The 23,804-nt window shown below is 64.3% G+C and carries 24 protein-coding genes; 9 read left to right on the top strand and 15 right to left on the bottom strand.

The window, feature by feature from the left end; all coding sequences use genetic code 11:
- Positions 1-260: 260 nt before the first annotated feature.
- The 5 genes from msrQ to PVW46_RS06950 form a co-directional block, all read right to left on the bottom strand.
- Positions 261-869, bottom strand: a complete 609-nt coding sequence (msrQ, locus tag PVW46_RS06970) for a protein-methionine-sulfoxide reductase heme-binding subunit MsrQ (RefSeq protein WP_069210409.1) — start codon at positions 867-869, stop codon at positions 261-263.
- Positions 866-1,072 carry a GDCCVxC domain-containing (seleno)protein gene (locus PVW46_RS06965; protein ID WP_083242394.1) on the bottom strand — a complete coding sequence of 69 codons (207 nt, stop codon included), beginning with the start codon at positions 1,070-1,072 and terminating at the stop codon, positions 866-868. Before PVW46_RS06965 ends, msrQ begins: the two co-directional genes overlap by 4 nt.
- On the bottom strand, positions 1,072-2,001 hold the full coding sequence (gene msrP, locus PVW46_RS06960) for a protein-methionine-sulfoxide reductase catalytic subunit MsrP (protein WP_069210386.1): 930 nt from the start codon (positions 1,999-2,001) through the stop codon (positions 1,072-1,074). Before msrP ends, PVW46_RS06965 begins: the two co-directional genes overlap by 1 nt.
- A gap of 131 nt (positions 2,002-2,132) precedes the next feature.
- A complete protein-coding gene (locus PVW46_RS06955) occupies positions 2,133-3,596 on the bottom strand; it encodes a pyridoxal phosphate-dependent decarboxylase family protein (RefSeq protein ID WP_069210387.1) in 1,464 nt (487 codons plus the stop codon).
- A gap of 115 nt (positions 3,597-3,711) precedes the next feature.
- A complete protein-coding gene (locus tag PVW46_RS06950; protein WP_043145953.1) occupies positions 3,712-5,268 on the bottom strand; it encodes an FMN-binding glutamate synthase family protein in 1,557 nt (518 codons plus the stop codon).
- 117 nt (positions 5,269-5,385) lie between these two features.
- Between PVW46_RS06950 and PVW46_RS06945 the strand changes: the two genes are divergently transcribed.
- The 3 genes from PVW46_RS06945 to PVW46_RS06935 all read left to right on the top strand — a co-directional run bounded on the left by PVW46_RS06945 (position 5,386) and on the right by PVW46_RS06935 (position 8,512).
- Entirely contained in the window at positions 5,386-5,829 is a 444-nt protein-coding gene (locus PVW46_RS06945; protein ID WP_069210388.1) for a DUF302 domain-containing protein, read from the top strand.
- A 286-nt stretch (positions 5,830-6,115) separates the two neighbouring features.
- Positions 6,116-6,598, top strand: a complete 483-nt coding sequence (locus tag PVW46_RS06940) for a fasciclin domain-containing protein (RefSeq protein WP_043145956.1) — start codon at positions 6,116-6,118, stop codon at positions 6,596-6,598.
- 231 nt (positions 6,599-6,829) lie between these two features.
- Positions 6,830-8,512, top strand: a complete 1,683-nt coding sequence (locus PVW46_RS06935; RefSeq protein WP_069210389.1) for a calcium-binding protein — start codon at positions 6,830-6,832, stop codon at positions 8,510-8,512.
- 14 nt (positions 8,513-8,526) lie between these two features.
- Here PVW46_RS06935 and PVW46_RS06930 read toward each other — a convergent pair whose 3' ends face one another.
- Positions 8,527-9,114, bottom strand: a complete 588-nt coding sequence (locus PVW46_RS06930) for a hypothetical protein (protein WP_274575334.1) — start codon at positions 9,112-9,114, stop codon at positions 8,527-8,529.
- A 511-nt stretch (positions 9,115-9,625) separates the two neighbouring features.
- Here PVW46_RS06930 and PVW46_RS06925 point away from each other — a divergent pair.
- On the top strand, positions 9,626-11,116 hold the full coding sequence (locus PVW46_RS06925) for an insecticidal delta-endotoxin domain-containing protein (protein ID WP_069210391.1): 1,491 nt from the start codon (positions 9,626-9,628) through the stop codon (positions 11,114-11,116).
- A gap of 105 nt (positions 11,117-11,221) precedes the next feature.
- Here PVW46_RS06925 and clpB read toward each other — a convergent pair whose 3' ends face one another.
- Positions 11,222-13,837: an ATP-dependent chaperone ClpB gene (gene clpB / locus PVW46_RS06920; RefSeq protein ID WP_043145959.1), complete on the bottom strand. Its 2,616-nt coding sequence runs from the start codon at positions 13,835-13,837 to the stop codon at positions 11,222-11,224.
- A 205-nt stretch (positions 13,838-14,042) separates the two neighbouring features.
- Here clpB and pyrF point away from each other — a divergent pair, with 205 nt between their 5' ends.
- A complete protein-coding gene (gene pyrF, locus PVW46_RS06915; protein ID WP_043145961.1) occupies positions 14,043-14,762 on the top strand; it encodes an orotidine-5'-phosphate decarboxylase in 720 nt (239 codons plus the stop codon).
- A 3-nt stretch (positions 14,763-14,765) separates the two neighbouring features.
- Here pyrF and PVW46_RS06910 read toward each other — a convergent pair whose 3' ends face one another.
- Positions 14,766-15,059 carry an NfeD family protein gene (locus tag PVW46_RS06910; protein WP_069210392.1) on the bottom strand — a complete coding sequence of 98 codons (294 nt, stop codon included), beginning with the start codon at positions 15,057-15,059 and terminating at the stop codon, positions 14,766-14,768.
- Positions 15,059-15,949 (bottom strand): SPFH domain-containing protein, encoded by an 891-nt coding sequence (locus tag PVW46_RS06905; protein WP_043146056.1) that lies wholly within the window; start codon positions 15,947-15,949, stop codon positions 15,059-15,061. Before PVW46_RS06905 ends, PVW46_RS06910 begins: the two co-directional genes overlap by 1 nt.
- Before the next feature lie 319 nt (positions 15,950-16,268).
- On the opposite strand from PVW46_RS06905, the gene PVW46_RS06900 reads away from it, so the two are divergent.
- Entirely contained in the window at positions 16,269-16,514 is a 246-nt protein-coding gene (locus tag PVW46_RS06900; protein ID WP_052244820.1) for a hypothetical protein, read from the top strand.
- 100 nt (positions 16,515-16,614) lie between these two features.
- On the opposite strand, the gene PVW46_RS06895 is transcribed toward PVW46_RS06900, so the two are convergent.
- A complete protein-coding gene (locus tag PVW46_RS06895; protein WP_069210393.1) occupies positions 16,615-17,046 on the bottom strand; it encodes an NUDIX domain-containing protein in 432 nt (143 codons plus the stop codon).
- 34 nt (positions 17,047-17,080) lie between these two features.
- On the opposite strand from PVW46_RS06895, the gene PVW46_RS06890 reads away from it, so the two are divergent.
- Complete coding sequence (locus tag PVW46_RS06890; RefSeq protein WP_069210394.1) at positions 17,081-18,334, top strand: DNA polymerase IV; 1,254 nt, start codon at positions 17,081-17,083, stop codon at positions 18,332-18,334.
- Between the two features lie 24 nt (positions 18,335-18,358).
- On the opposite strand, the gene PVW46_RS06885 is transcribed toward PVW46_RS06890, so the two are convergent.
- The 5 genes from PVW46_RS06885 to PVW46_RS06865 form a co-directional block, all read right to left on the bottom strand.
- A complete protein-coding gene (locus PVW46_RS06885; RefSeq protein ID WP_043145966.1) occupies positions 18,359-18,688 on the bottom strand; it encodes a DUF3775 domain-containing protein in 330 nt (109 codons plus the stop codon).
- Positions 18,689-18,750: 62 nt separating this feature from the next.
- A complete protein-coding gene (locus tag PVW46_RS06880; protein ID WP_069210395.1) occupies positions 18,751-19,482 on the bottom strand; it encodes an SDR family NAD(P)-dependent oxidoreductase in 732 nt (243 codons plus the stop codon).
- Complete coding sequence (locus PVW46_RS06875) at positions 19,479-20,045, bottom strand: DUF3833 domain-containing protein (RefSeq protein WP_069210396.1); 567 nt, start codon at positions 20,043-20,045, stop codon at positions 19,479-19,481. The genes PVW46_RS06880 and PVW46_RS06875 overlap by 4 nt, the downstream gene beginning before the upstream one ends.
- Positions 20,045-20,830 carry a DUF1365 domain-containing protein gene (locus PVW46_RS06870; RefSeq protein WP_069210397.1) on the bottom strand — a complete coding sequence of 262 codons (786 nt, stop codon included), beginning with the start codon at positions 20,828-20,830 and terminating at the stop codon, positions 20,045-20,047. The genes PVW46_RS06875 and PVW46_RS06870 overlap by 1 nt, the downstream gene beginning before the upstream one ends.
- Positions 20,827-22,122 carry an NAD(P)/FAD-dependent oxidoreductase gene (locus PVW46_RS06865; RefSeq protein ID WP_069210398.1) on the bottom strand — a complete coding sequence of 432 codons (1,296 nt, stop codon included), beginning with the start codon at positions 22,120-22,122 and terminating at the stop codon, positions 20,827-20,829. Before PVW46_RS06865 ends, PVW46_RS06870 begins: the two co-directional genes overlap by 4 nt.
- A gap of 239 nt (positions 22,123-22,361) precedes the next feature.
- Between PVW46_RS06865 and PVW46_RS06860 the strand changes: the two genes are divergently transcribed.
- A complete protein-coding gene (locus PVW46_RS06860; protein ID WP_074623398.1) occupies positions 22,362-22,922 on the top strand; it encodes a sigma-70 family RNA polymerase sigma factor in 561 nt (186 codons plus the stop codon).
- Positions 22,923-22,929: 7 nt separating this feature from the next.
- Complete coding sequence (locus PVW46_RS06855) at positions 22,930-23,577, top strand: ChrR family anti-sigma-E factor (protein WP_069210400.1); 648 nt, start codon at positions 22,930-22,932, stop codon at positions 23,575-23,577.
- Positions 23,578-23,804 lie beyond the last annotated feature (227 nt).

Genomic DNA, 23,804 nt, shown 5'->3' with positions numbered 1-23,804 from the left:
CCCAACAAAACCCGCAAGCAGTTTTTTGGCCTCTCGTCATGTTTTTTTCATGAACGCCTGAAAACTAAGCAAAATCAGGGAATTGAGAGGTGCGAAAATTCTCGTCTCCGGCGCTAACATCGACGCCCCATGCTGCACCGCGGCAGAGCCCGTCTCCATATCTTGGGTTATCCACAGGCTTACCCCCAAGAGGCCCGCTTTTTGAGCCGATCAGCGGCCTGAATCGCCGCGATTCACCCCTGACCGAGGTCAAAGACGCCTCAGGCGAGTCGGGGTCGTGGCGTCAAACGGACCCGCAGCGCCAGCAAAAGGCAGATCACACCGAGGTAGGCCAGCGGTTCGATCTGAAACCCTTTCACCAGCATCAGGTAGTGCACGCCCCCCAAAAGTACCGCGGGGTAGGTCAGCCGGTGCAGCTTGCGCCAGCGCGGGCCCAGTCGCCGAACCGACCAGTTGTTAGAGGTCATCACCAGGGGCAGCATCAGGACAAAGCCCGCCATGCCCACGGTGATATAGGGACGCTTGAGAATGTCGGCCCAGATCTGCCCCAGGATCTGCACATCCAGGACCAGCCAGACCAGCAGATGCAGAAAGACATAGGTGAATGTCATGATGCCGATCGCGCGCCGGAACTTGAGCAGGTTCACCCCGGCCCAGCGGCGCAACGGAGTCACGGCCAAGCCGGCGATGGCCAGTTGAAGCGCAAATTCCCCCAGCGCATGTTCCAGCGCCTTGATCGGCTCGACGCCCAGCCCCCCGGTCAGCCCCTGGTAGAGATACCAGGGTGCCGGAACCGCCAGCAGCAGGTAGAGCGTCCACGTCGGCAGCCACCGCGCGCCCCGATTTATGCCATCGGTCAAAGCAGTCATGAGCAGCAAGCCTTTCCATCCTGGATCGGCGGGCACGGAACCGTTCCATAGGAACAATAGACGCAGCAATCCCCCTGCCTGGGCCGCGAAACCGTTCTGCACGACGGGCATTCCCAGAAAAACTGGCACGCATCGGTAGGCATCGTCTCTTCCGTGCGCATGCCGCAGGACGGGCAGGTCAAGACAGACAGCAGAACTGTCATCAGAAATTCGCCTTGAGATCCATGCCCTCGTAGAGCGATGCGACCTCCTCTTCATAGCCGTTGAACATCATCGTTGGCTGGCGGCGCGCGAAGAGTCCGCCACCAATCCGCCGTTCGGTCGCCTGGCTCCAGCGCGGGTGATCCACCGTCGGATTCACGTTCGAATAGAATCCGTACTCTCGTGCGGCAGCCTTGTTCCATGAGGTCGGCGGTTCGCTGTCGGTCAGGGTGATCCGCACGATCGATTTGATCGACTTGAAGCCGTATTTCCACGGCACCACCAAGCGGATCGGAGCACCGTTCTGGTTGGGGATCGTCTTGCCGTAGATGCCCGTCGCCATCATCGTCAGCGGGTGCATCGCCTCATCCAGGCGCAGCCCTTCGACATAGGGCCAGTCGAGAACCGGGAAACGCGTGCCGGGCATTTCCTCGGGGCGCAACACCGTTTCGAAGGCAACGTATTTCGCCTCGGGCTTCACCCCCGCCAGCTCCAGCAGATCCGCCAGTTCGAACCCGTTCCAGGGCACGACCATCGACCAGGCCTCGACGCAACGGAAGCGATAGATGCGCTCCTCGATGGTCATCTGGCTCAGGATGTCCTCAAGCGCGTAATCGCCCGGTTTTTCGACCAGCCCGTCGATCTGGATCGTCCAGGGCTGTGTCGTCAGCATGTGGGCGTTTTCGGCCGGATCGCCCTTGCGGGTGCCGAATTCATAGTAGTTGCAGTACGAGGTGATGTCCTCGAAGGCATTGGGCTCCAGCGCGTCCTGCGCCTGCGCCGCGTTGGGCATGCCCCCCAGCAGCGCGGCCCCACCCGCTGCCGCCCCGGCGCCAAGACCCAGCCCCGCCAAAACGCGGCGGCGGTTCATGAAGATCGGCTCCGGCGTGACGTCGGAACGGGTGAGCTTGTTTGTCCAGCGGTTGGCCATGTGTCCTCCTCGGGTGATCCGTTATCCGACAAGATAGGCGACACGCGCCTCGCCCCAAACAAACGATGTCTCACGTTGGCGTAACGCGGCTGTAACACGTCTCCCGCGCGCCCTGGCAGGGGCGGCAGGGGTCAGACCGCCAGATCGCCGCCGATCCGCAGCACCTCTTCGACCAGAAGGTCGAGGTCGGCGCGCCGCGTGCGGTGATTGCAGATCGCCACCCGCAGGCAATGGCGCCCGGCCACGGTGGTGTCGGACAGGGCGGCAATACCCGCCTCCTGCATCTGCAACATGATTTCCGTGTTCAGCTCGCGCAGGTCAGGGTCCGACAATCCCGGCACCGTGAACCGGAAACAGACGATGTTGATCGTCACCGGCGCCATCAATTCCAGCTCGGGCGTCGCCTCGATCCGCCGGGACAGATAGGCTGCCTGCGCGATGTTCTGGTCGATCAGGCGGCCGAACTTCTCGACGCCATGTTCCTTGAGCGTCAACCAGACCTTGAGGGCGCGAAACCCGCGCGAGGTCTGAAGGTTGTAGTCATGCAGGTATTCCGTCGCCGCGATGCCTCGGGGCTTTTCCTCCAGGTACTCGGGGTGCACGGCAAAGGTCTGGCGATGACGGTCTGCATCCCGGATCAGCGCACAACCCGCCTCGAAGGGCACATGCAGCCATTTGTGCGGGTCCAGGGCAAGGGAATCCGCCGCCTCCAGGCCGCGCACCAAGTCGCGGTTGCCCGGGGCAATCGCGATCAACGCCCCGATGCAGCCGTCGACATGAAACCAGAGCCCCTCGTCGTCACACAGCGCGCGGATGGCGGGCAGGTCGTCGATGGCGCCCGTGTTGACCGTCCCCGCGGTGGCGATAACGCAGGCCGGGCGATACCCCTTGGCGCGGTCTTCGGCGATCAGCTCGCGCAGCGCACCCATGTCCATCCGCAAGTTGCGATCCGACGGCACCCGCCGCAGCGCCCGATTGCCCAGGCCCAGCAGTTCCACCGCCTTCTGGTGACAACTGTGCAGCTGGTCCGATCCGTAAAAGCGCAGGGGTTGGGGTATGGCGCCGATGCCCTCTTCGCGGACATCCACCCCCGCCATCGCATTGCGCGCCGCCGTCAGCCCGATGATGTTCGCCATCGAGCCGCCGCTGACCAGCGTCCCGCTGGCGGTCTCGGGGAAACCCATCATCTGCTTCAGCCAGTCCACCACCTGCCGGTCCATCAGGGCGGCGGCATTGTTGCCGCCGCCAAGGTTGGATCCGTCGATCGCGGACAGGAACTCTGCCAGGGCGCCGCTGAAACTGCCCGATCCCATGTACCACATCCAGAACCGCGGATGGATGTTGCCCATCGGGTAAGGCAACAGGTTCTCCTGCACTTCCCCGTATATCTCGGACAGCGGTCGCGGGCCGACCGGCAGCGGCGCGGCATAGCTCTGGCGCACCTCCCCCGGCATCTCGGCCCAGACAGGCCGGTCGCGCACGTCGCGGATATGGGCAAGTGCGTCATCCACGATCCGGTGCGCCATGTCCCTCAGGACGTTCCAATCCGCGGGATCAAGTCCCTCTTCGGCCTGTTCGAAATGCTGGTCGTCCATGTCTCCCCCCAAGGATGAAAAGGTTTTGGATAAAAAATCACGCCGGAACCGTCCGCAGTATATCACAGACAGCCCCATCGCGGGCAGCCGGGGGGAGGGCTGCCCGAGATAGCGATCACGGCGCCCTTGCGTCCACCTGCATCCGGCGAATGGCCTCTTCGAACATGCGGTTCCCGGCGGCGCCATCGTCGCCCAGCCGGACCGAGGGGTAGATCTCGTTCATCTGCACGGACGAGCCGTCATCCTTGACCACCCGCACGTGCCGCCGCCGCATCTGGCGCGGCTCTCCGACCCCGACGGAATGGGCGATGGTCTCGATCTCTCCGATGACGGCCCTGGCATAGGCCGCGACACGCTTGTCCTTCTCGGCGACCACCAGCCCCTTTTGCAGAGAGGGGATATGCGTGGTGATCCCGGTCGGGCAGGTGTTCTTGTTGCACTTCAGCGCCTGGATGCAGCCCAGCGAGAACATGAACCCACGCGCCGAGGTCACAAAATCCGCGCCGAGGCAAATGGCCCAGGCCACGTCGCCCGGGTTGACCAGCTTGCCGCTGGCCACGATGCGGATGCGGTCGTGCAACCCGGCGAGGTCACGCAGGTCGACCATGCGGATCAGCGCCTCGCGCAGCGGCAGGCCCACCAGGTCGATCAACGGCAGCGGCGCCGCGCCGGTGCCGCCCTCGCCCCCATCGACGGTGATGAAATCGGGCGCGTGTTCCTCGCCGCGTTCCTTGATCTTCTTGAAGAAGGCAAACCAGGGGTCGGCCGAGCCCATGCAGGTCTTGAATCCGACCGGCTTACCCGTGACCTCGCGGATATGGGCGATCAGGTCCAGCAGCCCGTCGAAATCATCCACCTCGCGGTGTCGGTTGGGCGAAATTGCGTCCTTGCCCATCGGTACACCGCGAATGGCGGCGACCTCTTTGTCGATCTTGGCCGCCGGCAGGATGCCGCCCTTGCCCGGCTTGGCACCCTGGCTCAGCTTGATCTCGAACATCCTGACGTTCGGATTTGCGGCAACCTCCTTCAGCTTGGCATCGCTCAGGTTGCCGTCCTGATCGCGCACGCCGAACTTGGCCGTGCCGATCTGGTAGACGATGTCGCAGCCGCCCTCCAGGTGATAGGGCGACAGCCCCCCTTCCCCGGTGTTCAGCCAGACCCCCGCCTGCTTGGCCCCCCGGCTGAGAGCCTGCACCGCCGGTTTCGAGATCGCACCGTAGGACATGCCCGAGATATTGTAGATCGAGGGCGCCAGGTAGGGTTCGCGGCAATAGGGGCCGATCATCATCGGTTCGGTCGAGGCATATTGATCGTCCAGCGGCGGAAAGACCGCGTTCATGAAGATCGGCGTCCCCGGCACGTTCAGGTTCCGGGTCGAACCAAAGGCCACCGTGTTCCCCTTGCTGGAACTGGCATTGTAGATCCAGTTGCGCTGCGCCCGGTTGAACGGCATCTCCTCGCGGTCCATCGCAAAGAAATACTGCCGAAAGAACTCTCCCAACTCGGTGAACAGGGCCCGAAAGCGCCCGATGACAGGGTAGTTGCGGCGGATCGCGTCCCCGGTCTGCGTCTTGTCGATGACATACATCACGATGATCAGCGCCACCGCCACGCCGATCATGAAGACGAAGAACAGCGCCAGGTACTGCAGCGCGGCCATCGCGTATTCCATATTCTACCCCCCGAATGTGTTGATTTGTCTCAAGGTCATGCTGTTATTAAATCGATACTCTGCCACCATCACAGACGAATGGCAGCCCGTCTGCGCAATTCGTGAAAGGGAGAGAGCATGAGACACTTCATCAGCGCCGCCGCGCTTGCGCTCGTGGCAAGCGGGGCAATGGCCCAGGGCATCATCAGCTACGACACCGACCAGAGCTTCGACGATGTCGTCTTCGGGCTGGAAAACGCGATCCTCGACGAGGGCCTCGTGATCGACGCGGTCAGTCACACGGGTGACATGCTGGAACGCACCAAGGGCGACGTGGGGTCGGACATCACCATCTTCACCAACGCGGACATCTTCAGCTTCTGTTCGGCCAAGATCAGCCGCGAGGTGATGGAAGCGGACCCGATGAACGTGGTCTTCTGCCCCTACGACATCTTCGTCATCGTCCGGCCGGAGACGCCGGAGACCACCACCATCGGTTTCCGCGAATTCCCCGAAGGCGAAATGAAAAAGGTCGAGGCCCTGCTTGACGGCATCGCCCGCGCGGCCATCGGCTTGGATTGAGCCGACCGCGTCCCGGGTCTGACCCGGGACCTCCGGCCATTGGCAGGCAGAGAAGGAGAACGGCCCGGTGCCGTTTTCCCGGTTTTTCTGCCGGATCACCAAAAAAATCATGGCCTGAATTCACAAAGATGTAATTGGAAAATCCCTTTGCCTCGGGCTTAGCGGCAGACCCGCGCTCGTCAAGCGGTGCGCGCAGAAATTCCGCCTGATCCAGTGCGCCAATCCTCCCGTAGACTCTTTCGATGTGACGGACACATCGCAACTGCGAAACCAATGGAGGATTTCCATGATCCGTAGAACGTTCCTCGCCGCCACGACCGCACTCGCCTTTGCCGCTCCGGCCTTTGCCGGCGGCCACTCGATGGATATCGTCGACACCGCCAAGGAGGCGGGCAGCTTTGAAACCCTGCTGGCGGCAGCCACTGCCGCGGGCCTTGTCGACACGCTCAAGGGTGAAGGTCCGCTGACCGTCTTCGCGCCCACCGACGCGGCCTTTGCCGCCCTGCCCGAAGGCACGGTCGAGGACCTGCTGAAGCCTGAAAACAAGGACCAACTGACCGCGATCCTCACCTACCACGTCGTTGCGGGCAAGGTCATGTCGACCGACCTCAGTGATGACATGATGGCCAAGACCGTCGAAGGGTCGGAAATCACCATCGACCTCGACAACGGCGTGATGGTCAACGACGCCAGCGTCGTGACCGCCGACATCGAAGCGTCGAACGGTGTCATCCACGTCATCGACAAGGTGATCATGCCGGGCATGTGACCCGCAACTGGTCAATCCAGGTATTCGGCCCGCACCCTTTGCGGGCCGTTTCCATTTGCGCACAGGCAGGAACCCGCCCCATTTCCGGCGTCTTGCCAGCAGTTCAACCCTTGGGCGACATCTCCCCCCGGTTTCAGCTTGACCACTAGTTAACAAATCGTAAACGAATTGGACGAGGTGCGACTAAATTTTTTGTCTCATTCGATATTAACAAGCGATTAGGAACGAGTGATGCCGACAAATCTGGCCGACAATGAAACGGGCGATTTCCTCGCCAACCTCGTGAGCATGCTGGACGGCGACGACACCTACATCGGCAAAGGCGGCAACGATACGATCCAGGGCGGCGCCGGGGCGGATTTTCTCCTGGGGAATGACGGTCACGACCAGATTTTCGGGGCGGACGGCAACGACACACTGGTCGGAGACACGGGCAACGATACCCTGCTCGGCGGCGCCAATCGCGATGTGCTGCGGGGAAACGCTGACAATGATTTTCTCGATGGCGGCAGCCACAGGGACCTGCTGGTTGGCGGCCCCGGGGACGACACGCTTCTGGGCGGGCGCGGTAACGACGTCCTGCAGGGCGACGAAGGGGCGGATGTCTTTCGCTTCGATACCTTCGACGGGGTCGACGTGATCCGCGATTTCGAGAACGGAACAGACCTGATCGACCTGAAGGCCTTTGGCGCGCTCGACATCACCTCTTTCGAAGACCTGGTGCTGAACCAGAACGGCAGCAGCGCCGTGATCTTCTTCGGCAGCGATACCAAGATCGTCCTGCAGGACACCAGCATCGCCGAGCTCGACGCCGATGATTTCATCTTCGGGACGCGGATCGGCGCCGACAACAGCCTGCCGGGAACAAGCGGCGGCGATCACCTGGTCGGACGCAGGGGCCGCGACGAGATTTTTGGCGGAGGCGGCCACGACACGCTGGTCGGCCAGGCGGGCGATGACACTCTGCTCGGCGGCGCTGGCAACGATACCCTGCTGGGCAATGCCGACAATGACCTGCTCTATGGCGGCTTGGATGCCGATCGCCTCAACGGCGGTCCCGGGGACGACACGCTCGACGGGGGACAGGGCAACGACGTGCTCCAGGGGGACATCGGCGCGGATGTGTTCCGCTTTGCCATCTCGGATGGGGTCGACGTGGTCCGCGATTTCGAGGACGGAACCGACAAGATCGACCTGACCGCCTATGGCCACCTTGGCATCACCTCGGTCGATGATCTCACGATCACCCAGAACAACGCCCACGCGGTGATCTATTTCGACTCCGACAACAAGATCATCCTGTGCAACATGGACGTGGCCGACCTCGACGCCGGCGACTTCATCTTCGGCACCGGCACAGAAACGCTCGATTTCGACAGCGGGCTGTTCCAATACGACGCCACTGCCAACCAGTTCACCTACGAACAGGGCGGTTTCGTGGTGGATGGGGCGTTGAACATGGGCCTTGGCGTCTCGGGGCAGATCGGGCTCATCGACCTGGATGGCGACTGCGAGTTCGAGCTGGGCCTGGCGGACACCGATTTCGGAACAGGCCGCAGCGACAGCATCACGATCGACATCGGGTCACAGGTGACCGGCAAGAGCTTCGATCTTGTGGGTTTCGATCTCGACGCCTTTTATCTCGACGGGTCGGACAACACGATCAGCCTGCGCAGCGGCGCACCGGGCGCCGGCTCCGTGGCCACCTTCAACGAGGATGGCGACGGGCTGTGGGACATCGACGGCGGCCCCGAGGACCTGACATTCGATCAGATGTTGCCCTACTTCGAGGACATGGAGAGCCTGCACATCACGATCACCCTCGACGACATGGGCGACTCCGCGGATCTTGGCGGGGGCCTGGGGATCGACAATATCGTGCTGCAATACGACGACGTGCTGGCCATCGTCTGATCCTGTCCACCGCTCTACAGACGTCCCATGCGTTGTTTGCGCAGGTACCGACGCTTGCGGCGCGCCAGCCGGTCCTCGTCGAGGGTCGACCGGTTCAGCTTCAACAGGGTCTCGATCCCGTCTTTCGGGCGCAGGTTTCCTGGCGGGGTCGGCGTCAGCCCCTCATCAGGCAGTCCCAGCAGGTCAAGCGCCAGGGACAGCGGCCCGACGGCCCGTGCGCGGCTGGTTTCGACACCGGTACTCAGCACCCGGGCACGCCCCCGCAGCCCGGCCCGTACCGCCTCGACCCGATCCGCCAGCGGCAAGGAATCGGTCAGCCGCGCGCGGTAGGTGTCGAAATCCTCCGTGATGCGGTGCCCGCGCAGGTTTTGCCAGTAGATGCTTTTCATCCAGGCGTCCTCGTCACGCGTGGTGAACCAGACGGTGATCTCGGCCTGCGGATATCGGTCGTCCAAGGTCGTCACCACCGTCCGCAACAATTCCGGCGCCTCATCATAGCCCGCCCCGGGCCTCCGACCGGGAACAAGCCCGGAAAGATCCTCGGAGGTGATGAACAACGGCTTGTCGGGCGGCGGCAGGACCGCGTTCAGTTCCCGCCGCATCCTGTTCAGCTTTCTCTGTTCCGGTCTGATTGTGAAGCGTCGGGCCAATTGCGCAACAGGGCGCAGATCGCCGGGCAGCAACAGATTCAGGTTCCGTGACAGCCGGTCTGCATTGGCGGCCGCGCAGGACTGCAGGCTGCTTGTTCCGGTCTTGTGGAACCCGGCATGTACCAGAATACGCATGGTCTCACTCGCAGATTACCGGGGCAGTGTAGGGTGCCTGACCTCGGCCCGCCACTCGGGAACGAAAGTCAAAGAAAGGTTCCGAACACTCAAGTGGGGGAACGTACTGTCTGAACCGTCCGCGATTTCCAGCTTTGGGCGCGCAGGCCCACACTGGCAGGCCATATGCCAGGACGGCTGCGGTATTTGGTTTCGATCCCTCCGGATTCGCGGATGCGCACAGCCCGCTACACCTCAAGTGGAATCCGGTTGATCGAACTCTCCCACTGGGGCAGGGTTCAAATTTGCCATCCATCCGATCAGACCAATCAATCGACCAGGAGACACCATGTCCATGTTTGCAGAACCCCCCGTGCGCGCATCTATCAGCACGATGGTTGCCTCCGTCGAAAATGGCGTGGACCGAGAGACTTACACCATCCGGAAACTGAAGGCCGGGTTCGAAGCCCTGGACGATCCAGCGGCAACCGTGGTCGGTGTCGAAGGCGCCTACGTCGAGGCGTCAGACGTTCCTCTCGTCTATGACCATCCGGTGCTGTCGCATTCCGATGACACGATGCTGAAACTGCGCGTGCGCTGTGCGATAGACGAATTGAACGCCGCCTCGCCGATGCTCCCCGGCGAAACCCTGGTGCACGAGCGCTTTGCCTTCCTGTCCGAATCCTGGGAGGTGTTTCCGCCGGGAACGGTGTTCGCCGACCGCCAGACCTCGATGGCCCGGCTGCTCTACATCTATCGCAACGTGGTCGTGGATGCGCAGACGGGCGCCTTGCGCTTTGACAGCGCGGCGGCGGCAGAGCCGACCGATGCGCAACTGGGGCTGGGTGAGGCCCCCGTAATGGTACTGGCTGCGGCCTCGCTGCCGCACAGCATCGCCGTGGACGTGGCCAAGAAACTGGCCGATCAGATGGCCAAGGACGCGCTCAAGGCGATCAGCGGCAACCTGACCCAGATCGCGGGCGGCGTGATCGCAGGGGCCATCGCCGGGGCGATCATCGACACGATTCTCGGGGCGCTGTTCCCGGAGGACAAGAAATCGACCCTCGACGCCTATTTCGAGGGCATGCAAAAGCTGATGCAACAAGAGCTGAAGCAGCAGACCATCGACGAAATTGCCGGGACCTTCGTTGCGCTGCGCAACGAGCTGACCAACGTCTACGCGCCAGCCCGGCTGCAATCGGACCTTCGGGTCCAGCAGGACCGCAAGAACCTGTTCGACTACCATCTGCACGACTATTCCAACACCTTCTTCATCGGTACGGACGGAATGCTGGGGACGCTGATGGATGAAAAATACCAGCTGGCCTGTTTCCCGGTCTTCCTTCTGGGGGCGGGGATGCACCTGTCGATCTTGCAGGAAATCGCCAATGTCGACCCAACCAACAAGGATGAGAATTTCGATCCGCTGAAGTCGAGCTATGGCGTCCCCAAGACCGGCTCTGTCGCGAAATATGCCAAGCAATACGCGGACCACGCCGACAAGGTATGGGAAAAGATCCGCGAAAAACGCAAGAGCCGCGTGGTCTACGGCGCCGAACATGGCGTGGTGTTCCGTCATCATTACCTTGTGGGCTATTACGCCGACGAGGCGATCGACGCCGACAAGCACCTGAACCGGATCAAGTACGAATACACCAACGACAAGGACGGCAAGAACATCCCGGTGCCCGGTAGCAGCAAGGCGGACGTGATAAAGGCGATGGAGGCCTACCAGGACAAGGTTCTGGCCGAGCTGGAAGCCAGCCTGCCCGACCGCAAGAAGGTCGTCGCCGGGTGGCGCAAACTCGTGGACAACCCGCTGAACATGGAAACCTCCTGAGGGCACGACCCTCCGGTTTCGTTTGCCGGCAATCGTTGGGTCTGTCCGCGCGGGCATGAAAAAAGGCGGGGTTTCCCCCGCCTTTCCTTTTGTCTGTCACCGGGATCAGTGGACCACGGCATCGTCCGGCTTGGGACGGTTCGTTGCCCCCACACGGTCACCGATGATCAGACCATCGGCCCCGGCAGAGACAACCACAACGTCGCCGTCCGCCACGTCGCCCGCCAGCAGCATCTCGGCCAGCGGATCCTGCAGCGCCCGCTGGATCACCCGCTTGAGCGGGCGCGCCCCGAACACCGGATCATAGCCCTCGTCCGCCAGCCAGGTCTTGGCCGCATCGTCCAGCTCCAGCCGGATCTTGCGGGCCGCAAGCCGCTTGAGCAGGCGGGCCATCTGAATATCGACGATTCCCGACATGTCCTCGCGCTTGAGGCGGTCAAAGATGATCGTCTCATCGAGACGGTTCAGGAACTCGGGCCGGAAATGGGCGCGCACAGCATCCATCACGTCCCGACGCGCCTGGCTCGAATCCGCGCCCTCGGGCAGTTGACTCAACGCCTGCGACCCAAGGTTCGAGGTCAGAACGATCAGCGTCTGCTTGAAGTCCACGGTCCGGCCCTGACCATCGGTCAGCACACCGTCATCCAGCACCTGCAAGAGCACGTTGAACACGTCCGGGTGCGCCTTCTCGACCTCGTCGAACAGCACCACCTGGTAGGGACGCCGCCGCACGGCCTCGGTCAGAACACCGCCTTCGTCATAGCCGACATAGCCCGGAGGCGCACCGATCAGACGGGCCACCGCGTGTTTCTCCATGAACTCGGACATGTCGATGCGCACCATCGCGCTGTCGTCGTCAAAGAGATAGTTCGCAACCGCCTTGGTCAGCTCGGTCTTGCCGACGCCGGTCGGGCCAAGGAAGAGGAAAGAGCCCAGCGGCCGGTTCTCGTCGTTCAGACCCGCGCGCGCCCGGCGCACGGCATTGGCCACCGCCGTCACCGCCTGGTTCTGACCGATGACCCGCCTGTGCAGCTCGTCTTCCATCCGCAACAGCTTTTCGCGTTCGCCTTCCAGCATCTTCGAGGTCGGCACACCGGTCCAGCGTTCGACCACCGCCGCGATCTGCTCGGGGCCGACGGCCTCTTCGACCATCACGTCCGATTCCTCGGTTTCGGCTTCGTTCAGCCTGCGCTCCAGTTCGGGAATGCGCCCGTACTGCAGCTCACCGGCCTTGGCGAAATTGCCGTCACGTTTGGCCGATTCCAGCTCGGCGCGCAGGTGGTCCAGTTCTTCCTTCAGGTCGCGGGCCGAAGCCAGCTTGTCACGCTCAGCCTGCCAGCGCGAGGTCATCTCGGCCGACTTCTGCTGCAACTCGGACAGGTCCTTTTCCAGCTTGGCCAGCCGATCCTTGGAGGCCTGGTCGTCTTCCAGGCGCAGCGCCTCGACCTCGATCTGCTTTTGCAGGATGTCACGGTCCAGCGCGTCCAGTTCCTCGGGCTTGCTGTCGACCTCCATCCGCAGGCGGCTGGCGGCCTCATCCATCAGGTCGATGGCCTTGTCCGGCAGGAAACGGTCGGTGATATAGCGGTGCGAGAGCGTCGCCGCGGTCACAAGGGCCGAGTCCGAGATCCGCACGCCGTGGTGCAGCTCGTACTTTTCCTTGATGCCGCGCAGGATGCTGATCGTATCCTCGACCGTCGGCTCCTCGACCATGACCGGCTGGAACCGCCGCGCCAGCGCCGCGTCCTTTTCGACGTGCTTGCGGTACTCGTCCAGCGTGGTGGCACCGACACAGTGCAGTTCCCCCCGCGCCAGCGCCGGTTTCAGCAGGTTCGAGGCATCCATTGCCCCATCCGCCTTGCCCGCGCCGACCAGCGTGTGCATCTCGTCGATGAACAGCACGATTTCGCCCGCTGCCGACGTCACTTCGGAGAGGATGGATTTCAGCCGCTCCTCGAATTCGCCGCGATACTTCGCACCGGCGATCAGCGCGCCCATGTCCAGCGCCAGCAGGCGCTTGTTGCGGAGCGATTCCGGCACGTCACCGTTCACGATCCGCAGGGCCAGCCCCTCGGCGATCGCGGTCTTGCCGACGCCCGGCTCACCGATCAGCACCGGGTTGTTCTTGGTCCGGCGGGACAGCACCTGCATGGTGCGGCGGATCTCGTCATCGCGGCCGATGATCGGGTCGATCTTGCCTTCGCGGGCGCGCTCGGTCAGGTCCAGCGTGTATTTCTTCAGCGCTTCATAGCTGTCTTCGGCGTTGGCGGTATCCGCCGTGCGCCCCTTGCGCACGTCATTGATCGCCTCGTTCAGCTTCTGCGGCGTGACCTTGCCGGCCTCCAGCGCCTCTTTCGCGGGGCTGCGGACCATCGCAAGCGCGGTCAGCATCCGCTCGACGGGCACATAGCTGTCGCCGGCTTTCTGGGCCAGCTTCTCGGCCTCGTCCAGCACCTTGCCGGTCGCGGAATCCAGGTAGACCTGCCCTGCGTCACCCGAAACCTTCGGGATCTTGGCCAGCTTGGTGTCCAGCACCTGCACCACCCGCTTCGGCTCACCGCCCGAGGCGGCGATCAGGTTCGATGCCATCCCCTCTTCATCGTCCAGCAGGGCCTTGAGCAGGTGTTCTGGCGCCAGCTTCTGGTGGCTTTCCCGCATCGCAATCGTCTGCGCGGCCTGAATGAAACCACGCGCACGTTCCGTGAACTTCTCCAAGTTCATATCTGTCTCCTTCCATCAAGCGCCCCTTGAAGTGCGCCGCGCCTGGCCTTGCAGCACGCGGGCGTTTCGGGGCCTCGCTTCCAAGATGGTCGCGGCTCACGATCTGTTCAAGTGAGCGCCGTTGCAAAAAAGCAACGCGCGCCATCTTGACCTTGTGCGCAAGGGCTTTCATGTGATCCCGAACCCCAGAGCAGGAGCCCGCCCCATGTCCGATGACCGTCTGATCGTCGCCCTCGACGTCCCCAACGTGATCGAAGGGCTCGACCTTGTCGACCGCCTGGGTGACGCCGTGTCCTTCTACAAGATCGGGCTGGGGATGCTCACCGGCGGCGGGCTGGCACTGGCGAACGAGCTGAAGGGCGAGCACGGCAAGCGCATCTTTCTTGACCTCAAGCTGTTCGACATCGGCGCCACGATCGAGGCCGCCGTGCGCGGCGTGGCCCAGTTCGACCTCGACTTCCTGACCGTCCACGGCGACCCGCATGTGGTGCGCGCCGCCAAGGAGGGCGCGGCAGGCTCGAACACCAAGATCCTTGCCGTCACGATCCTGACCTCGCTCGACCGCGATGACCTGGATGCCGCCATGATTGCCGAAGGCCCGATCCCCGACCTGGTGCAGACCCGCGCGGGCCGCGCCTTCGAGGCAGGGGCCGACGGCGTCATCTGCTCTCCCAACGAGGCGGCGCTGGTCCGCGCCCTGCCCCAGTCCGAAGGCCGGCTGATCGTGACGCCAGGTGTGCGGCCCGCGGGCGCGGACGTCGGCGATCAGAAACGCATCGCGACCCCGGCCCAGGCGATCCGCGACGGCGCCGACCACATCGTCGTCGGCCGCCCGATCCACCGCGCCCCCAATCCCCGCGCGGCGGCACAGGCGATCCTGTCGGAAATGGCCTCGCCCCAGGCGCAGCGGCCCAACGGATCCTAGGCGTCAGTCCTCGTTGATGTCGCGGTCCCAGACACGCGTCTGACCCTTGCGCACACCCACCAACCGGCGCATGGCCAGCCAGGCCAGCGCCGAAAGCACGGCAAAGGTCAGCAACGCCAGCGGCAGAGAGCCGCCGATAAACAGCCCGCCCGGCCCGGCCAGCAGGAACAGCAGGCCCATCGCCAGCGCGCCCAGCGCAAAACCGAGAAAGATGAACCCCGGCGCCAGCAGTTCGAGGATCGCCAGGGCGATCCCGCCCGCGATCCAGATCCACCAGACGTCCCAGCCCCAGTTCATCACCGCGACCCCTTCAGCATCTTGAAGGCATCGGCAAAGGCATCCAGCGCATTGGCCGGCAGGATCACGGTCTGCTTGCCCTCACCCTTGCCCACAGCAGTCAGCGCCTCGACCTGTTTCAGCGCCACCTGGTACTGCGCCGCCTCGATGCCGTTGTCCTGGATCGCCTTGGCGACGACGCCGGTGGCATAAGCCTCGGCATCGGCGGCGATGCGGCGCGCCTTGGCAGCCTGCTCGGCGGCGTAAAGCTCGGCATCCGCCTGCAACTCGACGGCCCGGCGCTGCCCTTCGGCCTCTGTCACCAGGGCCCGGCGGGCACGTTCGGCGTTCAGCTGTTGCAGCATGGCCTGGCGCGTGGCCTCGTCCAGGTTGACGTCCAGGATCTCGGCCCGCGTCACCTCGATCCCCCAGTTGTCCACCGCGTCCTCGACGTTGCTCTTGATCTCACCGATCAGCTCGCTGCGGTTCGATTGCACCTCGTCCAGTTCCATCCGGCCAATCGCGGCGCGGACGATCCCGGCCACCGTGGTGGCAATGGCACCGTCCACGTCCCGGATTCGATAGACGGTCTTTTCCGGCTCGAGGATGCGGTAAAAGACGCTGGTTTCCACCTGCACCAGAACGTTGTCCGAGGTGATCGCATCCTGCGTCGCGTCGGGCAGCTGCCGTTCGAGGATGGAAATCCTGTGCCGCACCTTGTCGATGAAGGGCACGATCAGGTTGATCCCCGGCCCCAGCACCGTGCGCAGCCGGCCAAAGCGTTCGACCACGAATTTCTCGGATTGCGGCACGATCCGCACCCCCAGCAGGATGCAGAGGATGACGAATGCGGCCAGCAACAGCCAGACGATATTGGCGCCGGCAAACTCCATCGCCACCTGATTGTCCATGATTGAGCTCTCCCGGAAATGCGTTGCGCCCAGCATCGCAGAGCCCCGGTGGAGAGGAAAGCCCGCTGATGCGGGCGCTTGCCGCGCCTGCCGTCATCGCAAGGCCAAGCCTCTATCAACGCATGGGCGCGAAAGGTGTTCCCGCGCCCTCGGCGCACCGGCAAACTGGCGCCCAAATCTCCGAAAACCGGCGAAAATTCGCGAAAATTCCCCTGCGCCGGGGGTATTCCTGACCTGTTGCCCCGATGAAACGCGGTCATTCTGACCCTACCTCTTGAATATAAGCCCGAAAAACGGGGCATGAGGTTAGGAGACCGATATGAGCACGTGGACCCCCCGCATCGACCAGGTGCGTTACAACGCCGCCGAGCAATGCTTCGAGGCCCTGGTCACCGTCGTCACCCCCCAAGGCCTGCTGCGGGTCGCCAGCCAGTACGCGGCGCCCGTCACCACCGATTTCGAAGAGGCCGCGCGCGGGCTGTGGATGCGCGCCCGCCTGTCGCTGGGCACACCCGAACGGCTGCAACTGCGCCTGCCTGCCGTCGAGATGCCGACCGCCGCCTGATCCACCCCTTTCCAGGGTTCGGCTCTTTACACGCCTGTATGAGCCGCACCGCCGCGCCCCCTTGTCCCTCGGGCGTGGCGGCGTCCTGCCGGGGCCCGCGCTATTCTGCGGGTCCCGGCCTTTTTTCCAGGTAGTCTCTCAGGATCTCGCGGAAATGCGGAATCGCCTCGTCCGAGGCGATGAAATCCGCCGGCAGCATCACCAGCCATTCCTCGCCCTCGTCGCCAAAGACCACGTCATCGACGATGGCCCCCGGCAGATGCGCCGCGAAGAACCAGCTGATCTTGCCCGCATCGTCGCGCAAATGCACCGCGTGAAGGTCTCCCTCGGCCAGCGTCAGGCCCAGTTCCTCCTGCGTTTCGCGCAGGGCACAGGCCTCGGGCGTTTCCGCCCCGTCGCGTTCGCCGCCGGGAAAATCCAGGTATCCGGGCCAGGGGATCGACGGTTTGCGGTCACGCCGCAGAACGATCAGGTCGCCGCCTGCAAAAAGCATCAGCTTGGCGCCCGTGAACTGTTGTCTCGGATCGCTCATGGCGCCCCTTTCTGCGGCGCATTATACTGGACCCATGCCCAGCCTTTGCCGCGATTGCCTGACCCAGTTCGACACCGGACCCCGCTGCCCGGCCTGCGGGCGGCCGCGGGTGATCTCTCATGCCGAGCTTTGGGATCTCTCCATTGCCCACATGGACTGTGATGCCTTTTATGCAAGCGTTGAAAAGCGCGACAACCCGGAACTGGCCGACAAGCCGGTGATTATCGGCGGCGGGCGGCGCGGTGTCGTCTCGACGGCCTGTTATGTCGCCCGGATTCGCGGCGTGCGATCCGCGATGCCGATGTTCAAGGCGCTGGACCTCTGTCCTGACGCCGTCGTGGTCAAGCCGCGCATGGCCGTCTACGCCGAGGTCTCGAAACAGATCCGCGCCATGATGGAGGAACTGACCCCCGCCATCGAACCGCTGTCGCTGGACGAGGCGTTCCTCGACCTCACCGGCACAGCGCGGCTGCACGGCGCGCCGCCCGCTGTCATGCTGGCAAAACTGGTCAACCGGATGAAATCCGATCTGGGCGTGACCGGCTCCATCGGCCTGTCCCACAACAAGTTCCTGGCCAAGATCGCCAGCGACCTCGACAAGCCGCGCGGCTTCGCGGTGATCGGTGCGGCAGAGACGCAGGATTTCCTGCGGCCAAAGCCCATCCGCCTGATCTGGGGTGTCGGGCAGGCCACCCAGGGCGCTCTGGAAAAGGCCGGCATCCGCACCTTCGAGGACCTGCTGCGCTGGGATCAGCGCGACTTGACCGCCCGTTTCGGCTCTATGGGTGAGCGCCTCTGGCACCTGGCAAGGGGCGAGGACAAGCGCCGCGTGACGCGCAACGCGCCGATGAAATCCATCTCGAACGAGACCACCTTCAACGAGGATACCGCGGACGCGGAAATCCTGGACGGGCATCTCTGGCGGATGGCGGAAAAGGTCGCGGACCGGGCCAAGGCCAAGGGCGTGGCGGGCCGGGTGGTGACGCTGAAACTGCGGAAATCGGATTTCCGGATCGTGACGCGCCGCACCGCCCTGCCCGGCGCCACCCAGATCGCCGACCGGATCTATCGCACCGCGCGCGGGCTTTTCGACCAGATGCCGCCCGGACAGCCCTACCGGCTGATCGGGGCGGGGATTTCCGACCTGGTGCCAGAGGCGCAGGCGGATGTCTCGGGCGACCTGCTGGACCCACAGGCCGAAACCCGCGCCAAGGCCGAGCGCGCCACGGATGCGATCCGGGCACGCTTTGGCGACGGGGCTATTTTGAAGGGCCGCGCGCTCAGGTAGCGCGCACCCGGAAACCGCCGGGCCTCACGCCCCGCGGCGCATCAGGTCGTCTTCCTCGCCCGTCGCGTCATAGCCAAAGGCCTCCAGCCCCGCTTCGAGGTTGTCGGCCAGGTGCGGTGTCCCGATCAGGTAATCCGCCGTCGGTGTCGTCGCCTCGGCCACGGCGGTGCCATAAGCCTCGTCCCAGTCCTCGGCGTCAAAGGCGCCCCGGCCGATCCACATGACCGCGACCAGCGCCGCCTGTTCCTCTTCGTCCATCCGGTCGATCAACCCGCGCAACTCGCCCTCCGCGCGGCTCAGCTCGCGCGCCATGACGATGACCGCGGCCACCTTCCTTGGGCTGATGTTCTGCATTTCGCGTCTCCTTCTCTGTCATCGACAAGAGATGACGCGAAAAGAGGAGTCAAACCTTGATCTTACGCAAACAGCCGATAGTACAGCCAGTCCGGCAGGAAACGGCTGCCCCGGAACAGCCAGGAAAAGCCGCGTGGAAAGGCCCGCTGGAACCCCTGCCCGGACATGTGCCGAAAACAGATGTCCGCTGCCCTTTCCGGGTCCATGATAAAGGGCATGGCAAAATCGTTCTTGTCGGTCAGCCGGGTGCGGATATAGCCCGGCACCAGCAGCTGCACCTGGACCCCTGTCTTGCGCAGGTCGGCGTAAAGCGATTGCGCCAGCACCATGACCCCCGCCTTGGACGAGACATAGGCCGCCGCCCCCGGCAATCCCCGATAGCCCGACAGCGATCCGGTCAGCACGAAATGCCCCCGGTCGCGCGCCACGAAGCGCGGCACCACGACGCCCGAAAGGCGCATCGCCCCGGTGAAATTCACATCTGCCATCGTGTTGGCGCGCTCCGCGTCCCAGCCCTGCGCCCCGAAGGGCCAGTAGGCGCCGGCCACCTGGATCACCCCGTCGATCTCTCCGATCCGCTCCGCCACGGTCTCCAGTGCTTCGGCGTCGGTCACGTCGACCACTTCCACCTGCGCCGGCGACGGCAAACCGTCCGCCAGCGCCCGCAGGCTCTCTTCGCTCCGCGCGCTCAGGATCAGCTCGACACCCGCCTTGCTCAGTCGCCGCGCCAGCGCCGCGCCCAGCCCCTCGCTGGCGCCAACCAGCCAGTACCGCTTGCCGGTCCAGTCCCTCACGCGGCCTCCTTGCGCCGCATGGTCGCCACCAGCTCGGCCACGGTGATGCCGAACTTGCGGAACTGCGACCGGTTCACGATGGTCCCGTTGGGCGCCAGGTACATCCAGTCCACGGTGTCCAGCACATGCCCGCCGGCGTCCTCGGGCAGGCGGATGCGATAGCGCAGCCGCACCGAAGGGCCGCTCTGCTGGCCCTCGCCTTCGCCCACCACGTCCGGCGCGGTGGCGCGGATGCGGCCATCGTTGCCCAGCGTCAGTTTCCATTGACGGTGCTGCTCGGCCCCGGACTCATAGCGGAAATGCTCGTCCATGACGCCCTGGTTGCCGTCCCAGCGGGCCTCGAACTCGCCGACGAAACGCGAGGTGACACGCCCCGTCGGCCCATAGATCACGCCTTCGCAGATCAGCGGGCCGTTCAGGTGGGTGCGCAGGTCGAACCGCGTGCCCGTGTCATCCGCATAGTCGGCGGGCGACTGCCCCAGAAAGCCAAAGCGGCGCTGGCGCAACAGGACAAGCGCCAGCACGATCACAGCGCCCAAGAGGGTAGAGAGGAATGCAGTCATCACGATGCCTTTCTGATGGCCTCGGGCGCGGGGCCGCCGCTGACCTCGCGCGCGGGCGGTTCGGGACGGGTGCGATAGCGCGCGCCCTTCCACCACAGTTTGAGGGCCTGCCAATGGATCAACGCCAGAACCCGCCGCGCACCGAACGGCCGCCGCAGGGCGGACAGCAGGATGGCCCGGTCGGTCAGAGGGGCGCGCGGCCCGCAGAGCGTGGCGATCACGCCGCCCTTGTCATGGGTAAAGTCGATCCAGACCCCGACACGATCCGCGCGGATGTCGAACCGAAAGGTATAGCCCCCGGCGATGGGCTGGAACGGCGAGACATGAAACAGCTTTTGTGCCTCGATCCGGTCGCTGGGCGTGATCGGCGAGCCGTCGGGATGGGCACAGAGATAGCAATGCCGGTCGCCAAAGGTATTCGTCACCTCGGCAATCACCGCCCGCAGCGCGCCCCCGTCATAGGCCAGCCAGAAAGACACCGGGTTGAACACATGGCCCAACAGGCGCGGCTGCGCCAACAGCATCAGCGGCCCGTCAAAGGCGATCCCATGCGCGTCCAGCACCTCGCGCGCCCAGGATGGCCCCCGCCCCTGCCCCGGCGCGCCGCCGTGGTCCCTGTCCTGCACCGAGGTCAGGTTGCCCCGATTGCGCGAAAACAGGCGTGGGCCGCGCACATCGGCCTCGGCGTCCAGCAGGACGTAGTCGACCGAATAGCGAAAGGCATTGGCCACATCGCCCTTGCGCCCGTGGAAGGAATGGCCCCGGATCAGGTCGAGACTGCTCATGCCACCTCCTTGACCGATCCCCGCGCAAGGATGGCATCGGCCACGTCCGCCGCGCTGGCCAGCCCGTCCTCGTGAAAGCCGTTCTTCATCCAGGCACCGCAGAACCATGTCCCGCTTTCGCCGTTCATCGCCGCGATCTCGCGCTGCGCCTGCAGGGCGCCCTGATCGTAGACCGGGTGCCGCAATGTGACCTCGTCGTGGATCAGCTCGTCGCGGATCGCACGGGTGGAATTCAGCGTCACGAACAGCGGATCGTCCTGCGGGATCGGCTGCAGGCAGTTCATCCAATAAGTCAGGTCGATGCAGTTCATCTCTTTCCTGGGCGCCTCGGTATAGTTCCAGGACGACCAGCAGGCCCGGCGCCGCGGCATCAGCGAGGTATCGGAATGCAGCACCACGCGGTTCGGCTGATAGGCGATCTTCTCCAGCGCCGCCCGTTCCGCCGGGCGCGCATCCGACAACAGCCGCAGCGTGTCATCCGAATGCGTGGCAAAGACCACCTCGTCAAAACTTTCCCACTCACCGCCCTCCAGCCGGACCTCGACCCCGGCGGCGGTCCGCCGGACACCCCCAACCGGCGCGCCCAGCCGCAGGTCCACCCCCTGCCGCATCAGCGCCGCGCCCAGCCGCCGGACATATTCAACCGACCCGCCCTGCACCGTGTACCACTGGTGCTGGCCGGTATGGCTGAGCAGGGCGTGGTTCTCGAAAAAGCGGATCAGCGCATAGGCCGGGAAGTCCAGGATCTTGTCGGTTGGCGTCGACCAGATCGCGCCAGACAGCGGCAGCAGGTAGTAGTCGCGGAACCAGTCCCCTGTCCCCATGCTCTCCAGGAAATCGCCCAGCGAGACAGATGGGTCTCGCGCCGCATCCAGCGCGCGCGAGTTGAATTTCATGATGTCCCGGATCATCGCCAGGAACCGCGGGTTCAGCGCGTTGCGCTTCTGGGCAAAGACGGCGCGCAGGTCCCGCAGCCCGTATTCCATCGCCCCGCCGCGCAGGCTGGCGGAAAAGCTCATGTCCGACTTCGCCACCGGCACCTCCAGCCGCTCGAACAAAGAGGTCAGCAGCGGGTAGTTGGCATAGTTGAACACGATGAACCCGGTATCCACCGGCTGCGTCCCGTCCTTTCCCGCCAGCTTCGTCCGGGCATGACCGCCCAGGCGCGGTTCCGCCTCGATCAGGGTGATACGGTGCTGTTCGCCCAGCATGTGCGCGGCCCCCATGCCCGAGATCCCGCCACCGATCACGGCGATCCTGCGTGCGGCGGTACTGCTGGCTTCGAATGGCATGGTCTGTCCCGTTCCCTGAACTTGATGATCTTTCCACCTTGTTACGGCCAGACACCCCGCGCGGATGAAAAAAGCCCGGAAAACATTTTTTCGCATCCGGTGATCCGAACCCGCACCCCCTGCGTATTCCTGATATGTTTGGCGCGACTGAACCTCTCGACACCCGCGACGCTACGTCCATTGCGGCTTCGGCGATCAACCGGCATGTCAGGGGCAATGACCGTGACAAGGCCAAACCCGTGAGCGCAGGGACCGCAGACGAGAATGCCCCGGACTGGGCGGCGGTGCTGATCCGCATCCGCGACAACCGCGACGAAGCGGCCTTTGTCGCGTTGTTCCGGCACTTCGCGCCCCGGGTAAAGGCCTTCCTCATGCGCTCTGGCGCCGATGCCGCGCAGGCAGAGGAATGCGTCCAGGACGTCATGGCCACCGTCTGGCAGAAGGCGGCACAATTCGATCCCGCGCGCGCCTCGGCCGCGACATGGATCTTCACCATCGCGCGGAACCGTCGGATCGACGCCCTGCGCAAACAGAAACGACCCGAGCCCGAGGATCTGCCCTGGGGCCCCGAGGCGGAACCGGACCAGGAAGACCGGCTGGGCCTGCAACAGGAAACGGAACACCTGGGAGAGGCGCTCGCCTCTCTCCCCGCGAAACAGCGGGACCTGATCGAAAAAGCCTATTTCGGCGATCTCACCCACAGCGAGATCGCCGAGGCCACCGGGCTGCCGCTCGGCACGATCAAGTCCCGCATCAGACTGGCGCTACAGCGCCTCAGACACGCCATGGACAGGAAGTGATGCTTCGATGACGACGATCCGACACCACCTGACCGACGACCTCATCATGGGATATTCCGCGGGCACCCTGCCCGAGGCCGTCAATCTCATCATCGCCACCCACGTCTCGCTTTGCGACGATTGCCGCGCTGCGGTCGAGGCGCACGACGCACTTGGCGGCGCCGTTCTGGACGCGACAGAGGCCGAGACGCTGGACGACGGCTGTCTCGACGCCACGCTGGCAATGATCCGGGCGATGGACGCCCCCACGCCGCGCGACATCGCGATGCCTTGGGATGCGATCGCCCCGGCGCCTCTGCTGGATTACATCGGCGGGTCTCTGGAAGCGGTGAAATGGCGCCCCGTGGGCATGGGTGTCAAACAGGCGATCCTGAAAACCTCGCCCGAGGCGACCGCGCGCCTGCTCTACATCCCCGCGGGCACGGCCATGCCCGATCACGGCCACCGCGGTCTGGAACTGACGCTGGTCCTGCAAGGCGCCTTCCAGGACGACGAGGGCTATTTTGCGCGCGGCGACATCGAAATCGCCGATGCAGAGCTGCACCATACCCCGGTCGCGGACATCTCGCAGGATTGCATCTGCCTCGCGGTGACCGACGCGCCGCTCAGGCTCAAGGGCCTGGCACGTCTCGCCCAGCCCTTCCTCAACATCTGAGCGCCCGCGCGCACCGCCCGGACCTGCGCCCAGCCTGTTCCCCGGAGCCCTCCCTCGCTTGATGCCGAAAAGAGACGGAGCGTTCGGCGATGCAAGGGGCCGCAGGCCCGCGCTCGCGCGGCTTGCCCTTGCATCGCCGGACGGTCTGTCTCAGGCAACAAGAAAGCGAGGGAGGGCGCCGGGGCACATGGCGATGCTTGTTCCTTGGTGACTCCGGAAGCGAAAAA

This window comes from Mameliella sp. AT18 (assembly GCF_028807275.1).
Classification (GTDB): domain Bacteria; phylum Pseudomonadota; class Alphaproteobacteria; order Rhodobacterales; family Rhodobacteraceae; genus Antarctobacter; species Antarctobacter albus.
The sequence above is the reverse complement of the archived record's forward strand: the minus strand, read 5'-3'. Positions and strand labels throughout refer to the sequence as shown.

What these genes read in the sequence shown, in the direction of transcription:
- pyrF (WP_043145961.1), top strand. Translation starts at nt 14,043, where the DNA reads ATGTCCGATGACCGTCTGATCGTCGCCCTCGACGTCCCCAACGTGATC.
- PVW46_RS06930 (WP_274575334.1), bottom strand. Translation starts at nt 9,114, where the DNA reads ATGCGGCGGGAACTGAACGCGGTCCTGCCGCCGCCCGACAAGCCGTTG.
- PVW46_RS06950 (WP_043145953.1), bottom strand. Translation starts at nt 5,268, where the DNA reads ATGGAATACGCGATGGCCGCGCTGCAGTACCTGGCGCTGTTCTTCGTC.
- PVW46_RS06945 (WP_069210388.1), top strand. Translation starts at nt 5,386, where the DNA reads ATGAGACACTTCATCAGCGCCGCCGCGCTTGCGCTCGTGGCAAGCGGG.
- clpB (WP_043145959.1), bottom strand. Translation starts at nt 13,837, where the DNA reads ATGAACTTGGAGAAGTTCACGGAACGTGCGCGTGGTTTCATTCAGGCC.
- msrQ (WP_069210409.1), bottom strand. Translation starts at nt 869, where the DNA reads ATGACTGCTTTGACCGATGGCATAAATCGGGGCGCGCGGTGGCTGCCG.
- PVW46_RS06890 (WP_069210394.1), top strand. Translation starts at nt 17,081, where the DNA reads ATGCCCAGCCTTTGCCGCGATTGCCTGACCCAGTTCGACACCGGACCC.
- PVW46_RS06935 (WP_069210389.1), top strand. Translation starts at nt 6,830, where the DNA reads ATGCCGACAAATCTGGCCGACAATGAAACGGGCGATTTCCTCGCCAAC.
- PVW46_RS06895 (WP_069210393.1), bottom strand. Translation starts at nt 17,046, where the DNA reads ATGAGCGATCCGAGACAACAGTTCACGGGCGCCAAGCTGATGCTTTTT.
- PVW46_RS06910 (WP_069210392.1), bottom strand. Translation starts at nt 15,059, where the DNA reads ATGAACTGGGGCTGGGACGTCTGGTGGATCTGGATCGCGGGCGGGATC.
- PVW46_RS06955 (WP_069210387.1), bottom strand. Translation starts at nt 3,596, where the DNA reads ATGGACGACCAGCATTTCGAACAGGCCGAAGAGGGACTTGATCCCGCG.
- PVW46_RS06905 (WP_043146056.1), bottom strand. Translation starts at nt 15,949, where the DNA reads ATGGACAATCAGGTGGCGATGGAGTTTGCCGGCGCCAATATCGTCTGG.
- PVW46_RS06885 (WP_043145966.1), bottom strand. Translation starts at nt 18,688, where the DNA reads ATGCAGAACATCAGCCCAAGGAAGGTGGCCGCGGTCATCGTCATGGCG.
- PVW46_RS06855 (WP_069210400.1), top strand. Translation starts at nt 22,930, where the DNA reads ATGACGACGATCCGACACCACCTGACCGACGACCTCATCATGGGATAT.
- PVW46_RS06875 (WP_069210396.1), bottom strand. Translation starts at nt 20,045, where the DNA reads ATGACTGCATTCCTCTCTACCCTCTTGGGCGCTGTGATCGTGCTGGCG.
- msrP (WP_069210386.1), bottom strand. Translation starts at nt 2,001, where the DNA reads ATGGCCAACCGCTGGACAAACAAGCTCACCCGTTCCGACGTCACGCCG.
- PVW46_RS06900 (WP_052244820.1), top strand. Translation starts at nt 16,269, where the DNA reads ATGAGCACGTGGACCCCCCGCATCGACCAGGTGCGTTACAACGCCGCC.
- PVW46_RS06870 (WP_069210397.1), bottom strand. Translation starts at nt 20,830, where the DNA reads ATGAGCAGTCTCGACCTGATCCGGGGCCATTCCTTCCACGGGCGCAAG.
- PVW46_RS06940 (WP_043145956.1), top strand. Translation starts at nt 6,116, where the DNA reads ATGATCCGTAGAACGTTCCTCGCCGCCACGACCGCACTCGCCTTTGCC.
- PVW46_RS06925 (WP_069210391.1), top strand. Translation starts at nt 9,626, where the DNA reads ATGTCCATGTTTGCAGAACCCCCCGTGCGCGCATCTATCAGCACGATG.
- PVW46_RS06865 (WP_069210398.1), bottom strand. Translation starts at nt 22,122, where the DNA reads ATGCCATTCGAAGCCAGCAGTACCGCCGCACGCAGGATCGCCGTGATC.
- PVW46_RS06965 (WP_083242394.1), bottom strand. Translation starts at nt 1,072, where the DNA reads ATGACAGTTCTGCTGTCTGTCTTGACCTGCCCGTCCTGCGGCATGCGC.